The organism is Buchnera aphidicola (Nipponaphis monzeni), from assembly GCF_006741185.1.
Lineage (GTDB): Bacteria > Pseudomonadota > Gammaproteobacteria > Enterobacterales > Enterobacteriaceae > Buchnera_H > Buchnera_H aphidicola_T.
The window spans coordinates 64,202-78,932 of record NZ_AP019379.1 but is presented as its reverse complement, the minus strand read 5'-3'; the positions used below and the strand labels follow the sequence as shown (position 1 = coordinate 78,932).

Below are 14,731 nucleotides of genomic sequence, written 5' to 3'. Positions count from 1 at the left end.
AAATTAATTATGTTTAATAATTAATAAAATATATGTCATTTATTTTATATAAACTTTTTTTTGAAGCATTTATTTTTAATAAACAAAAATAATTAATAAGCTTATTGTTAAATATCATTTTGATAAATATTAAATTATTAATTCATAGCAGTATTATTTTTAACAATACATTTTTTTATGTACATACCTTTTTCTATAAATATTTTTTTTAATTTATAAATATTATTTTGTAATAGTTTTCTAATTTTTTCTTCTTCAGAAATAATTTCTAAGCATATTGTTTTATCATTAAAATCTAATTTTATTTGGATCGTACCTAAATATGATTCATTAAGTGTTAATTTGAATTGAAAATAATTAAAAAAATGATAATGAACATTGTTTTGTTTATGCATTTTAAGTGAACTATTTTTTTTATGATATAAAGTAACGAGTTTCATATTTAACAATTTATTAATACAAAAAAATTTTTTTAAAAATATTTTTTTAAATAAATTTTTTGTATCGTTTGTTATTTCTAAGAACTTTTTATATTTATTTTGTCGACAGAATAAATGTAATGTTAATAATTTTGAAAATTTACTGCAATTGTTTATTAAAAAAAAACAAACAGAATTGTTCAAATCAATGTTTTTAAAAATAATTAGAGAATGAATGTGATAATTTAAATTATTTAAAGTACAATCATTTAACATTTTGTAAAATAGTGTTTCATAAAATTTCTTTTCAAAATTTTTAACAAACAATTTTGATATAAAAAAGTTAGTTGGTAATTTATAAATAAAATAATTGTTAATTTTTTTTAAAAAAAATAAGAAGTGTTCATCTTTTAATATACAAGAAAAACATACATCATATTTAATATTTAAATTACTTTTTTTAGAATGGCATAATAATTCACGTGGATGGATATAACAAATGTTATTAAATTGTTTTATTTGTTGTATTTTTTTTGCAAAATAATGCTTACTTTTTTTAAATTTTAATATTTTATTTTTGTATATTAATTTAAATTTTAATTTTTTATTAATTTTATTTTTGTAAATTTTTTTAGGTATATTTCGATGTAAAATTAACGGTATAACTAATTTATTGCTAATTGTTTTTAGCATTTAAATTACATCCCTTATAATACATTTTGTTTGCAAGATATCATTAAAAAATTCTTCTTCAATTGTTTCTCGTTCTATTAGTTTTTTTGTAACAATTTTAAATTTTAAATTAGTCCATACATTTATTTTATTATTTAATTGATAAATATTTTTTTTTATTTTTCGTATGTTATTAAAATATTTTTTTTCTTTTATTTTGTTATGATTTATGTTTATTTTTAACATGTTAATTAAATAATTATAATTGCTCCATTGGTAATTTGTAATACCATTTATGCACATATTTTTAAATTTATTTGTATAATCATTAAAATAATTTTTTAATAAAAACAATTTTTTATTATTTTTTTTGTTCTTTAAAATATTCTTTTTTAAAGAATTGATTAACTGTAACAATTTGTATTGTTCATTTTTTTTTAGTATAAAAATAACGTTTTTTTTCATAAAAAAATATAATTTATAGTTTATAGAGTTATTTTATATTCAATTTTCATTAAATATATTTTTTAATTCTTCATAAGATTTTTTATAGAAAATATTTTCGAAAAAATTTTGTTGTAAAAATTTTATTAACTGAGGCCATAAACGAATGGATTCGTCTAAAACAAAATCTGTTCCTGAGATATATGCACCCATATTAATTAAATCTTTATTTCGTTGATAACATGCTACTAATTTTTTGAAATGTAAAGATTGAGTATAATGATTTTTATCAACTAATCGATGCATTACACGACTTACAGATTTTTCAATGTCAATAGCAGGAAAATGACCGGAATCTGCATATTGTTTTGATAGCACGATATGTCCATCTAAAACAGAACGAGCAATGTCTGATATAGGATCGTTAAATTCATTTTGTTCTGTTAAAATAGTATAAAATGCACTAATAGATTCATTTTTTTTGACACCGTTACCTGCTCGTTCTATAAGTAATGGTAATTGTGAATAAATAGAAGAAGCATATCCTTTAGAAATCGGAAACTCTCCTATTGCTAAAGATACTTCTCTTTGAGCCATTGCATAACGAGTTAAAGAATCTATTACTAATAATACATCTTTATTTTGAGATCTAAAATATTCAGCAATTTTACTTGCATATAAAGTAGCTTGTATACGTAATATTGGTGAAACATTAGAAGGAGCTATAATAACTATAGAACGAAAGAAATTATTTTCTTTACATATAACTTCTATACATTCTTTAATTTCTCTACTCCGTTCTCCAATTAACCCAATAACTATAACATCAACATTTATAGAACGCATCATCATTTCTAATAATATACTTTTTCCAACTCCTGCAGTAGCAAATATTCCAATTTTTTGTCCTTTACCTAATGTTAATAATCCATTAATTGCTCGAATTCCAGGATCCAAGATATTAGTAATTGGTTTTCTTTCTAAAGGATTTATAGTTGTACTAGAAAGTGAAGATAAAAATTCATATTTCAATTTTCCCAATTTATCAACAGGCTGTCCGTTACCATCAAGAATTCTACCTAATAATTTTTTGCCTATTGGTAATTTTTTATCTAATACTATTCCTGATGAGTCGATTTTAGGAAATACCTTTAATCCAGGAGCCATGACTATTGGTTCATTTAATAACATTAATAAAAGTTTTTTATTTTTAAAACCTACTACTTCTGCTTCTATTTCAAAAGTTTTATTGTTAATTTTAGACTCAATAATGCACACAGCCCCAATAGGTAATTTTAAACCTATTACTTCAACAATTAATCCTATTGAACTAACTAAAATTCCATATTTAATTATATTAGGAAAAGTTTTAAGCTTAACTTCTATTTTATTTACTTTTGTTAACCAATTTTTTAATCTATTGCTCATTATTTTCCTTAACAATAATTGTTTTGCATAATTCTTTCCAATAAGTTGGTAAAGTATTATCATAATTAGCATGTTGTGAAATAATTTTGAAACCACCTCTAGAAATGTTTATATTACAAAAAATTTGCCAATGATGTAATTTTATAATTTTCCCAAAGTAATAATTTATTATATATTCGTCTTTTGGATTAATGTGCAATTGTAACTTTTTAGCAAACATTAGATCCTTGGTTAAAATTTTTTTAATTTTTTTAATTAAAATACTATTTTTTTGTATTTTTATTTCATTACAAAAGAATTTTTTTGTAATTTTAATAATAATATTTAATATGCGATTTGATATTACGCCATCAACATCCTTTAAAGATATTTTAAAATTAGTAATTAACGTTTGTAACTTTTCTTGAATATCTTTGTATTTATTTTGATATTGTAATACTCCTTTCTTTAATCCTTCAGAATATCCGATTTGTTCTCCTTTCTTTAATCCTTCAGAATATCCGATTTGTTCTCCTTTCTTTAATCCTTCAGAATATCCGATTTGTTCTCCTTTCTTTAATCCTTCAGAATATCCGATTTGTTCTCCTTTCTTTAATCCTTCAGAATATCCGATTTGTTCTCCTTTCTTTAATCCTTCAGAATATCCGATTTGTTCTCCTTTCTTAAATTTTTTTAACAAATAGATTGTTTTTGTTTGATTATTTTTTTTTAAGTATTTTCTTTCGTTTGTATTAATTTCATTATTTTTTAATAATATTTTTTTTAAAGAAGTAAATTTTGTACTATTTTTATTTGTAACATTTACATTGCTCGATGATTGTGTTTCTTGAGGAAACCATATTTGCCATTCTTTTTTAAAAAGCAAATTATTCATACAAAACTATCCTAATATATTCGTTGTTATTTTTTTTTGTTGTACAAGTAATTTTATAATTTTCATTATAAAATTTTGTTTGTTTTGTATCATTCTAGAAGAGACCTCTGAAAATGTTTTATTTTTTATAAAATTATAAAAATTATTTAATTTATTTGCAGATAAATTTTTAAGAATCTTTTTTTTAAAATCTTGAGACATATTATACATAGATAAAAATAAACTTTCTGTATCTATTTCTTGAAAAATGCATTTAATATCTTTATTTGACAATTTTATAATATCTTCAAATAAAAATACTTGATTTAATATTTTCTTTGATAAATTTTTATTCGTTTCAATAATGTTATTTATTATTTTTGTTTTAATATTTTTATTTAATATACTTAGTAAATTTTTTGCATATGAAATACCACTAAAATTATTTGCTATTGTATTTTTCTTTAATAATATTAAATTAATAATTTTTGAAAATATATCATTAGTATATTTACTTAATTTTTTAGATGATGCGATTCTTAAAATAATGTGTGCGCATTTTTTATTTTCTAATAAAGATAATATTTCAGCGCTTTTTGTAAGGTTCAAATGCATTAATAACAAGGCTGCAAATTGTGGATGTTCTTTACTTAATAAATTAGCTATTTCTTTTGAACTTGTTTTATTTAACATACAAATATGTTTTTCTAAATTTTTTTTTTGGTGTATATTTTTTAATATGTATTCGGTTTTTTTTTCGCCTAATGCTTTTTGTAATAAAGGTAAACAATAATCGTTATTGTTAATGTTTTCTAAATATATTTTTTTAAATAATAATTTATATTCAGAATATATAATTTGTATGTCTTCTGAAGAAATTTTTTTTATGTTTGTTATTGCATATATAATTTTTTCTATTTCTGTAGTATGAAGTTGTTTTATAACTTCAATACTTTTTTGATTGCCTATTAACATTAATAATTGTGCACTTTTTTTTAAACCATTTAAGTTCATAATTTTTCATTAATCCAGTGACGAATAATTTTTGTTATAATGTGTGTATCACTATTACGTAATTCTTGAATTTCTTGTGTAAAGTATTTTTTATCATAAAAATCATTGTTATTAAATATATTTTTATTAATTAAATTTTGATTTAATAATTGATCTTTTTTAATATTGTTATTTTTTTTAATATTATGTTTTTGAGAAATAAAACGTGCTATTTGTTTTTTAAAAATAATAATGATTAGTATAATTATACTTGTTAAGATAACGTAATGTATGTTGTTTGATATCTTATTGGTTAAAGTGTTATTTAAATTTTTGTTGATGTTACATTTAATAGTTGTATTTGTTAAAAAAAATAATGAATTAACTACCTCTAAAGAATCACCTCTTTGTTCAGAATAACCAATTACTTCTTTAATAAGTTTTTTTATTTTGGTAATTTTATAAGGAGTTAATGGTACTAATCGGTTATTAGATAACTTTAAATAATTAATAATTACCGCTGCTGATATTCGTTTAATAGTACCTTTATTAACTTTATTATGCAAAATTGTATGATTTAACTCATAGTTGACAGTATCTTCATAATCTGAATTTATTTTTGAATCGTTATCAAAAGGTTTTTTAATAGGGTGTATATAATGATATTTATCATAATTATAATTATTATTAACAAATATTTTGTTTTTTAAATTGTTTTTATTTTTCAATATATGTGAAGAAGTATCATTATAATTTTTATGATAGTTATCTTTATTAAGAAATTTTTTTTTGATATTTTTTGTACTAGAAACAACATGACGAGAACGAACAGATTGTCCCTGGTTTAAATAATTTGGAGAATATTTTTCTTCCATTCGATCTTTTGAATCAAAATCTACTTGAACAGTTACTTTTGCATGTATATTTTCTACTCCGAATAAAGGTATTAAAATTTCTTCAATTTTTCTACTATATTTCTCTTCTATAGTATTAGTATAATTTAAGCAAGCATTATTTAATTCATTATATCCTTGTCCAGATTGATTTAATAAATGTCCATATTGATCAATAATAGTAATTTTACTAAGCAATAATCCCGATACACTACTTGATACTAAATGGACTATAGCGCGTATTTCTTCATATTCAATTTTTTTATTATCATCTATAATTAAAGAAATCGCTGCTGATGGTTCTTTTTTTTCATATAAAAATAAAGATGATTTAGGTAACGATAAATGTACTGTTACATGTTTTATATTATTCAATTGTTGAATTGTTTTTTCTAATTCACCTTCTAATGCCCTTTGATAATTTATTTGTTCATTAAATTGGCTAATTCCAAATCTTTCTTGATCTAATAATTCATATCCAACATAAGGACTTTTAGGAAAGCCATTTTTTAACAAATTTATTCGTAAAATATATATTTTATCATTAGGTACTAAGATAGTGCCTGATTGTTTTTCTAGATGGTACGAAACGTGCATTTCTTCTAATTTTTTGATTACTTCATTTTTATCTTCTATTGATAAATTACTATAAAGTATCCCATAATTTGGACTTTTATACCAAAAAAAAATAGAAAATAACATGGTAATAATAATTATTATAGTTATAATAAGCATATAATTTCTATTATTAAATAGTATTAATAACTTTTTAAAGTTTTGATTATTTTTAAATTGTGATTTTGTATTAACATTCATATAACTGTCCTACTATTTTAATAATAAAAAAATTAATTAAAATTTTACATATAATGATTAACAAATAAATTATTTGTATTAACTTATTAATATTTTACATTCAATTTTAGATAAAATAACTTTTTGTTACAAAAAAAAGTGGATAATATAATATGCTTTGTTTATGAGGATATTTGTGTTTAATAAAATATTTGATATATATATATTGATATTAAATTATCTATTTTTTAATAATAAAAATTACAAATAAACATTTAGCAAAAAAATTATAAGGAATAATTATGTTTATCGGACCTACTACAAAATTTATTAATCATATAAACACTGATAATAATGTTATACAACCAATTAACGTTAATAAAACAAATACAACTATTAATTTTCCTGAAATATTAAAAAATGTAATAACAGAAGTTAATAACATTCAAAGTACTGCTGCTAATCATATAAAAAAGTTTGAATCTGGTGATAAAAAAATATCACTAAGTGATGTTATGATTGATATACAAAAATCATCTATAGCAGTACAAATGGTAGTACAAATAAAAAATAAAATTATTTCAGCCTATAGAGAAATTATGAATATGCAATTATGAATTAAAAAAATATTTATTTTTTAAATAAATAAAAATCTTTGTATAATATTGTTACCATATTTTAACTTTAAATATACTAATGTTTTGAGTAATATTTGGATAAATATTATTCATGATATTTAGTAAATATCATGTTAAATTTTTGTAGAAACAAATAATATCGGTTATTTATTCAACATTAATTGTTGAATATATAGTTATAATTGTTTTTAAAAAAAATAATTATTATTTTGAAACATATTTCATAAATTAAAAATGTGATTTTATTTTTTTTTTAAAAAAATTTTATTTTATACAATGACGATTTGTTTTAAATTAAGTTATTTTTACAATTTAAAATATTAATATTTTGTTTCAAAACATATACTTTAAAAAATATATTTTATATGGAGTTGGAAGAATTTAAACCGATAACCTTATGTATGCTATGCATCTGATTTACTAAACTAAGCTACAACCCCATTTTTTATAAATTTAGTGTTTTTGTAAAGACTAATAAATAATTTATATATTTTAAATATACTTCATATTCATAAATATGATGAAAAAAAATTTTTTATTTCAAATATTTCAAAAACATATTATATACATATAACATTTTAAAGTATATAAGGATACGTTTGAAAATAGATTATATAGATAATAATATAAAAAAATTTATTAAATGAAGGTTAATATTTTTTAAATATATTTACATTTTTTTAATTTTTTATTTTTATTATTAATGATAAAAATTAAAGCTTGCTTTATACGATATAAAGTTCTTTTTTTTCCAATATAGAAAATGATTTTATCAATACTAGCAGATATATTTGTACCTGTGACAGCAATTCTTAAAGGCATTCCTATTTTTTGTATCTTAATACCTAAAATTTGTGGTAAATTGAATATTATTTTATTAATTTGAATGATATTCCAATTATTCAAATTATTTAAACAACTAAATATTATTTTTAAAGGTATTATTGACTCATTAGTTAAATTTTTTTCACAATTGATTAATTTTAAATTAATATTGTCTCTATAAAAATAATTACAAACACTTATTATATCAGTCAATGTATTACATTTATTACGAACTAAATCAATTATGTCTAATAAACAAGGGCCATTTTGTACATTAATTTTATTTTTAAGTAAATAAATATTAAGATATTTAACTAAATTATTTAAAGATAAATTTTTTATATAATATCTATTTAAAGATACTAATTTTTTAATATTAAAACGACTAGATGATCCGGTAATAGATTTTAAAGAAAATAAATTTTGCATTTCTTGGAGACTGAAAATTTCTTTATTTCCATATGACCATCCTAACCTAACAATATAATTTAAAAGAGCTTCTGGTAAATATCCTTCATTATAATATTTTATTATATGTTCTGAATTTTCTCTTTTAGAAATTTTTTTACCGTTTGCATCTAAAATCATAGATAGATGTACGTATTTAGGAATAGGTTGTTTTAAAGCTTTATAAATGTTAATTTGACGAGGAGTATTACTAATATGGTCTTCTCCTCTAATAACATGAGTAATATTCATGTCTATATCATCTGCAACAACACAGAAATTATATGTTGGCATACCGTTCGATCTTTGAATAACTAAGTCATCTAGTTCATTATTATTAATTTTAATCAATCCTTTAATTTCATCTTCAAAAATAACGTAACCTACTGTTGGATTCTTAAATCTTATAATAAAAGGCAAACCCATTTTTTTCACGTTTAATATATTTCTACATTGACCATCGTAACGTGTTTTTTCCTTTTTAATTATTTGTGATTGTCTTAATTTAAGTAACCTATCAGTTGAACAATAACATTTATATGCATTGCCTGTTTTTAACATAAGATTGATTAATTTTTTATAATATTTTAATCTATCACTTTGATAAAAAGGACCTTTATCCCACGTTAATCCTAACCATTTTAAAACATTTAATATTTCTTTTTTTGACTTAGTAGTGCAACGTTTAATATCTGTATCTTCGAAACGTAAAATAAATAACCCTTTATGTTTTCGGGCAAACAACCAAGAATATAATGCAGTACGAATATTTCCAATATGTATGTTACCAGTAGGGCTTGGAGCAAACCGAGTTATTATTGTCATGATAATCCTTCAGTCTAAAAAAATAAAAAAATAATTTATTTTATAATAAATAATATATTAAATAATTAAATAAATTATAAAAAAAGAGTTCATACATAAAAAGTGATCAAATAATGAGCAAACAAACTTTTTTTGAATAAAAAAGATTGACTCATTATCTTTAACCTTTACAATGAAAGGTATAGATTTAAATAGGTGATTAACTCAGTTGGCAGAGTGCCTCCTTTACACGGAGGATGTCGGCGGTTCGAGTCCGTCATCACCTACCATTGTAATAAACTGTTATTTAACAAAATTAGGGTCGTTAGCTCAGTTGGTAGAGCAGTTGACTTTTAATCAATTGGTCGCAGGTTCGAATCCTGCACGACCCAAAATATTTCATCATTATTGGTTAATTTATATATTTTCTTAATTTAACAATTGCAACAAGTAATCTTCTTTTATTATCTTAATTTTCAATTCTAAAGCTTTTTCAAATTTTTTACCAGGTTTTCTACCAACAATTAAAAAATCTGTATTTTTAGATATATATTTTTTGATTATTGCTCCTATATTAATTAAATGTTGTTGTATTTGTATTCTGGAAAAATTTATTAAATGACCAGTTATACTAATATTTTTATTATAAAATATGTGTTTATAATTTAATCTTGGATTAATATGATACACATTGAATTTAATTTCATTTATTAGTAAATTAATTAATGTTATATTTTTTTTAATATTTTTATATTTTAAAATATTTGAGGCTATAATTTGTCCTACTTTTTTTACAGATAATAATTCTTCTTGACTTGATTCTATAAATTTTTTTAAAGAATTAAAATATGTTGCAATATTTTCAGATATAACAATTCCTACTTTAGGAATGCCTAGAGCATAAATAAATCGAGATAACGATATAGATTTAGATTGTTTTAAATTTTGAATTATTTTTTTAAAAGATTTTTCACCTAGATATTTATTTTTAAATGTTTGATTATTATTTAATTTATAAATATCAATAACATCAGTAATGTTATTCGAGATAAATTTATTAATTAATTGTTTTCCTATTCCAACAACATTTACTGCTTTTTTAGAAAAAAAGTGATATAAAAATCCTTTAGTTTGTGCAAGACATTTTATATTTCCTGTACATTTAGATTGCTTATTATTAAATGTATGTTTAATTATTGAATAACAAATAGGACATTTGTCAGGAAAATTTATTTTTTTGTTTTGAAAAGATATTTTATGGGTAGACATTACTTTTATGACATAAGGAATTACATCTCCAGATCTACGTATTAGTACTTTGTCTCCTATAGAAATATTTAACTTTTCTAATTCAGATTTGTTATGTAACGAAACATTTTGAATAGTAACACCTGATAATTGAATAGGTTTTAGTTCAGCTACTGGAGTTATCATACCAGTTCTACCTACTTTAAAATCGATATTTATTATTTCAGTTATTTTTTCTTTTGCATTAAACTTAAAAGATGCAGCCCATTTAGGGTATTGAGAAGTATTGCCTAACTTTTTCTGGTATTCTAAAGAATCTACTTTTATTACAATACCATCTATATTATAATTTAAAGTAGATTTTATTTTTTGTATTTTTTTTAAAAAAAATAATATTTCACCAAAATTATTACAAATAGTATTATATTTGCTGACAAGAAAACCCCATTCTTTTAATTTTTTAAATCTATTATAATGACTAAAAAATTTATTTTTTATACCTTTTACTACTCCACAGCCGTAACATAAAAATATTAGTTTTCTTTTTTTTAATATTTGGGAATTTGTTTGTCGTAATGATCCAGCAGCAAGATTTCTAGGATTTGAAAAATTTTTTTTACATTGATCGTTTTTTATATTATTTATTTTTTTAAAATTAGATAATGATATAAAAATTTCTCCTCTAATTTCTATTAATCTAGGAACTTCGGCACTTTTTAAAGTTAGCGGTATATTTTTAATTACTTTAGCATTAATAGTAACATCTTCTCCTAAACGACCATCACCTCTAGTTAATGCTTTTATTAATATGCCATTTTCATATATCAGATTTAAAGCTAATCCATCTATTTTCAATTCACAACAAAAAGATAAATTTTTTACATGATATAATTTGCAATAAATTGTTTGAATAAATTTATATAATTCTTTAATACTAAATATATTTTCTAAAGAAAGCATAGGTGTAAGATGCGAAAATTTATTCCATTGTGGTAACAAATTACTACCTATAATACGTGTTGGAGAATAATCAGGTTTTAATTTTAGATATTTATCTTCTAAATAACGTAATTTGTTTATTAAGTAATCATACTTTGCATCTGATAAAATAGGAGAATCTAAAGTATGATATAAATATCCATGTTTTAACATAATATTTTGTAATTTTTTAAGTTGAAGCATTATATTAGACATAATTTTAAAATCATTAATATAAAAAATTAAAATTTTATATACTTTTTGCAGCATATATTTATAAACATTATAAGATATATTATAAAATAATAAAAATTAATAAATTTAATATTTATTAATATGTAGTAAATACAACAAAAATTGTTATTTTAATATGTAAAAATCTTTTTATTATAATAGAAAAATACATTTGAATAATAAATTTGCTAATAATTTATTTTTTAAAATGTACAAATAATTTTAAAATAAAAAATTTAATAAAAGTGTTTTAAAAACATATGTTTTTTAAAATAATAGATATTATCTGTAGTGCTTTTGTAACAATTGTCAATATTATTTTATAAATATATTTAATTTACAAAAAAAAAATATTTTTTAAAAATTAAAAAATTTAAATATTATTAAATAATATATTTATTAAAACTAATAAACATGTAATAAAATAGTTTTGTTTAAACTATTAAAAAATTAACTATAATAATGTTTTGTATTATATAATAAAAATATTAATTTAAATATTATTAATTAAATAATTATTCAATTGAATAAAACAAATAAACTTTTGTTAGATTATAGCATCCAATCTATTATTAACAAATATATTATAATTTAAATATTATTGAATTTATTAATAAAGTAATACATACGCATTAAACATATATTTATTATATACATGTATGTATTTTAACTTTTAAAAAATATAAACAACAATTATTTATACTAACTAAAAAAAACAAATTTTTAAACATTAACTTTTAGTAATTTTATATTTTCATTTTTTATAAATTATGTAATTTTATATAATATATAAATATTTAATTAATTATTAAAAAATATGAGTTAAGTATAACAAAAAATAAAATTATATTAAATTTTTTTATTACTACATAAATATAGTTAAATTATATAAAAATAATTAATAAGGGGGATTAAATGCTACATAGAGATATTGTAATTAAAGCAGTTAATGGGTTACATACGAGACCAGCTGCTCAATTTGTACAAGCTGCAAAAAAATTTTCTTCAAATATTACTATAACAAATCAAGGAAAAACTACAAACGCGAAAAGTTTATTTAAATTGCAAACTCTTGAACTTGTACATAATAGCATTATTAGATTATCAGCAGAAGGTATAGATGAAAAAGAAGCAATAGAATATCTTTCAAATTTGATGACAAAATTAAAATAAATTATTATTTTTTAGAAAAAAAAATATTATCTTTAAAAAATAATTATTACCGGAAGAAGAATTTTACTTCCGGTGAATTAGATTAATAATAATTTTATTGTCTTAAGTATAGTCATTATTTATTTTAAAATAATTAAATTTACAAAAAAGGCACGTTATGATTTCAGGTATTCCAGTATCGCCGGGCATAGCTTTCGGAAAAGCATTTTTTATATATGAGCAAAAAATACTTATTAATACAAACAAAATACCTTATGAACAAACTAAAAATGAAATTAATAAATTTTTAAATGCTAGAAAAAAAACTATTTTACAGTTAGAAATAATCAAACAAAAAGCAGCACACACTGTTGGTAAAAATAAAGAAGAAATCTTTACAGGGCATATTATGCTTTTAGAAGATGAAGAATTTGAAAAAGAAATAATTTATCTTATTAAAGAAAAATATTACTCATCAGATGCCGCAACATTTTATGTTATTGAAAAACAAGCTAAAACTTTAGAAAAATTAAATAACCATTATTTAAAAGAAAGATCAGTTGATATAAGAGATATTGGTAATAGATTAATTAAAAATATATTAAATATTAAAATATGTGAGTTAGATTTAATACGTGATCAAGTAATTTTGATAGCTAAAGATTTAACACCTTCAGAAACAGCTCAAATTAACTTAAAAAAAATACTTGGATTTATCACTGATTTAGGAAGTCAAACCTCCCATACTTCTATTATGGCTCGATCATTAGAACTTCCGGCAATAGTGGGCGTTAAAAATATAACTCGAAAAGTAAAAAATGGAGATTTTATTATACTTGATAGCTTAAACAATGAAATATATATTAACCCTATAAATTCTATTATTAATACAAAAAAACATTTAAAAAAATTGTTTTTAAATAATAAATTACAATTAGATAAATTAAAAAAATTACCTGCAAAAACTATAGATAATCATTTAATAGAAATAGGTGCTAATATAGGTGCTCCTAATGATATGCTTGGAGTACAAAAATATGGAGCAGAATGTATTGGTTTATATCGTACTGAATTTTTATTTATGGGAAGAAAGTCTTTACCTTCTGAAAATGAACAATTTGAAGCTTATAAATTAGTAGCTCAATCAATGAAAGACAAATCAGTAATTATTAGAACAATGGATATTGGAGGAGATAAAGATTTACCGTATATGCAATTACCTAAAGAAGATAATCCTTTTCTCGGTTGGAGAGCAATTCGAATCTTTATGTCTCGAAAAGAAATATTATATACTCAATTAAGAGCAATTTTACGAGCGTCTGCTTTTGGAAAATTAAGAATAATGTTTCCTATGATTATTTCAGTTGAAGAAATTAAATTATTAAAAATAGAATTAAAAAATATTAAACATCAATTAAAAATTGAAAATTTAATTTTTGATGAAAATTTAGAAATTGGAATTATGATTGAAACACCTGCTGCAGCTATGATGTCTGAACATTTATCAGAAGAAGTTGATTTTTTTAGTATAGGTAGTAATGATTTAACTCAATATACTTTAGCTGTAGATAGAGGAAATAATTTAGTATCAAATTTATATGATCCAATGAGTCCTTCTGTATTAAAGTTAATTAAAATTGTAGTTGATGCTGCTCACAAAAGAGGTAAGTGGACTGGAATATGTGGAGAGCTTGCAGCAGATACTAGAGCTACAACATTATTAATAGGTATAGGTATTGATGAATTTAGTATGAATGCTCCATCTATTCCTATTATTAAAAACATTATTAGAAAGAGTAATTTTAAAAATTCAAAACAAATGGCAAAAAAAGCATTATGTCAGGCAACGTCAAAAGGTATATTGAACATAATTGATCAATTTACTGAATAGTAATTATTTAATTAATT

At 20.7% G+C, this 14,731-nt stretch carries 11 protein-coding genes and 2 tRNA genes; 5 read left to right on the top strand and 8 right to left on the bottom strand.

Features of this window, described 5'->3' with window-relative positions; translation table 11 throughout:
* Nucleotides 1-137: 137 nt before the first annotated feature.
* Genes BUCNMO_RS00340 through fliF form a run of 6 tightly spaced genes read right to left on the bottom strand, consistent with a single transcriptional unit; the run spans nucleotide 138 to nucleotide 6,518 of the window.
* A complete protein-coding gene (locus BUCNMO_RS00340) occupies nucleotides 138-1,112 on the bottom strand; it encodes a flagellar hook-length control protein FliK (RefSeq protein WP_158344555.1) in 975 nt (324 codons plus the stop codon).
* Nucleotides 1,113-1,556: a hypothetical protein gene (locus BUCNMO_RS00335; RefSeq protein WP_158344553.1), complete on the bottom strand. Its 444-nt coding sequence runs from the start codon at nucleotides 1,554-1,556 to the stop codon at nucleotides 1,113-1,115.
* A gap of 39 nt (nucleotides 1,557-1,595) precedes the next feature.
* On the bottom strand, nucleotides 1,596-2,963 hold the full coding sequence (locus tag BUCNMO_RS00330) for a FliI/YscN family ATPase (RefSeq protein ID WP_158344551.1): 1,368 nt from the start codon (nucleotides 2,961-2,963) through the stop codon (nucleotides 1,596-1,598).
* The gene (locus BUCNMO_RS00325) at nucleotides 2,953-3,837 is read right to left on the bottom strand and encodes a FliH/SctL family protein (protein WP_158344549.1); all 885 of its coding nucleotides are present in this window, start codon (nucleotides 3,835-3,837) and stop codon (nucleotides 2,953-2,955) included. Before BUCNMO_RS00325 ends, BUCNMO_RS00330 begins: the two co-directional genes overlap by 11 nt.
* A 6-nt stretch (nucleotides 3,838-3,843) precedes the next feature.
* On the bottom strand, nucleotides 3,844-4,830 hold the full coding sequence (locus tag BUCNMO_RS00320) for a FliG C-terminal domain-containing protein (protein WP_158344547.1): 987 nt from the start codon (nucleotides 4,828-4,830) through the stop codon (nucleotides 3,844-3,846).
* The gene (gene fliF, locus BUCNMO_RS00315) at nucleotides 4,827-6,518 is read right to left on the bottom strand and encodes a flagellar basal-body MS-ring/collar protein FliF (RefSeq protein ID WP_158344545.1); all 1,692 of its coding nucleotides are present in this window, start codon (nucleotides 6,516-6,518) and stop codon (nucleotides 4,827-4,829) included. Before fliF ends, BUCNMO_RS00320 begins: the two co-directional genes overlap by 4 nt.
* Before the next feature lie 281 nt (nucleotides 6,519-6,799).
* On the opposite strand from fliF, the gene fliE reads away from it, so the two are divergent.
* Nucleotides 6,800-7,114 carry a flagellar hook-basal body complex protein FliE gene (gene fliE, locus BUCNMO_RS00310; RefSeq protein WP_158344543.1) on the top strand — a complete coding sequence of 105 codons (315 nt, stop codon included), beginning with the start codon at nucleotides 6,800-6,802 and terminating at the stop codon, nucleotides 7,112-7,114.
* A 681-nt stretch (nucleotides 7,115-7,795) separates the two neighbouring features.
* Here the strand turns inward: fliE and gltX are convergent.
* Entirely contained in the window at nucleotides 7,796-9,232 is a 1,437-nt protein-coding gene (gene gltX / locus BUCNMO_RS00305) for a glutamate--tRNA ligase (protein ID WP_158344541.1), read from the bottom strand.
* A 193-nt stretch (nucleotides 9,233-9,425) separates the two neighbouring features.
* Here gltX and BUCNMO_RS00300 point away from each other — a divergent pair.
* Together BUCNMO_RS00300 and BUCNMO_RS00295 are read left to right on the top strand one after the other, a co-directional pair.
* A tRNA-Val gene (locus BUCNMO_RS00300) sits at nucleotides 9,426-9,501 on the top strand.
* A 29-nt stretch (nucleotides 9,502-9,530) separates the two neighbouring features.
* Nucleotides 9,531-9,603, top strand: a tRNA-Lys gene (locus BUCNMO_RS00295).
* A 37-nt stretch (nucleotides 9,604-9,640) separates the two neighbouring features.
* Here BUCNMO_RS00295 and ligA read toward each other — a convergent pair.
* Nucleotides 9,641-11,707 (bottom strand): NAD-dependent DNA ligase LigA, encoded by a 2,067-nt coding sequence (gene ligA, locus BUCNMO_RS00290; protein ID WP_158344539.1) that lies wholly within the window; start codon nucleotides 11,705-11,707, stop codon nucleotides 9,641-9,643.
* A gap of 879 nt (nucleotides 11,708-12,586) precedes the next feature.
* Between ligA and BUCNMO_RS00285 the strand changes: the two genes are divergently transcribed.
* Both BUCNMO_RS00285 and ptsI read left to right on the top strand, forming a co-directional pair.
* Nucleotides 12,587-12,844 (top strand): HPr family phosphocarrier protein, encoded by a 258-nt coding sequence (locus BUCNMO_RS00285; protein ID WP_158344537.1) that lies wholly within the window; start codon nucleotides 12,587-12,589, stop codon nucleotides 12,842-12,844.
* 157 nt (nucleotides 12,845-13,001) lie between these two features.
* Nucleotides 13,002-14,714, top strand: a complete 1,713-nt coding sequence (gene ptsI, locus BUCNMO_RS00280) for a phosphoenolpyruvate-protein phosphotransferase PtsI (protein ID WP_158344535.1) — start codon at nucleotides 13,002-13,004, stop codon at nucleotides 14,712-14,714.
* The last annotated feature ends 17 nt before the right edge of the window (nucleotides 14,715-14,731 follow it).

Bases quoted from the DNA above. Each gene is read 5' to 3' on its own strand.
- BUCNMO_RS00340 (WP_158344555.1), bottom strand. From the start codon at position 1,112: ATGCTAAAAACAATTAGCAATAAATTAGTTATACCGTTAATTTTACAT.
- BUCNMO_RS00335 (WP_158344553.1), bottom strand. From the start codon at position 1,556: ATGAAAAAAAACGTTATTTTTATACTAAAAAAAAATGAACAATACAAA.
- BUCNMO_RS00330 (WP_158344551.1), bottom strand. From the start codon at position 2,963: ATGAGCAATAGATTAAAAAATTGGTTAACAAAAGTAAATAAAATAGAA.
- BUCNMO_RS00325 (WP_158344549.1), bottom strand. From the start codon at position 3,837: ATGAATAATTTGCTTTTTAAAAAAGAATGGCAAATATGGTTTCCTCAA.
- BUCNMO_RS00320 (WP_158344547.1), bottom strand. From the start codon at position 4,830: ATGAACTTAAATGGTTTAAAAAAAAGTGCACAATTATTAATGTTAATA.
- fliF (WP_158344545.1), bottom strand. From the start codon at position 6,518: ATGAATGTTAATACAAAATCACAATTTAAAAATAATCAAAACTTTAAA.
- fliE (WP_158344543.1), top strand. From the start codon at position 6,800: ATGTTTATCGGACCTACTACAAAATTTATTAATCATATAAACACTGAT.
- gltX (WP_158344541.1), bottom strand. From the start codon at position 9,232: ATGACAATAATAACTCGGTTTGCTCCAAGCCCTACTGGTAACATACAT.
- ligA (WP_158344539.1), bottom strand. From the start codon at position 11,707: ATGCTGCAAAAAGTATATAAAATTTTAATTTTTTATATTAATGATTTT.
- BUCNMO_RS00285 (WP_158344537.1), top strand. From the start codon at position 12,587: ATGCTACATAGAGATATTGTAATTAAAGCAGTTAATGGGTTACATACG.
- ptsI (WP_158344535.1), top strand. From the start codon at position 13,002: ATGATTTCAGGTATTCCAGTATCGCCGGGCATAGCTTTCGGAAAAGCA.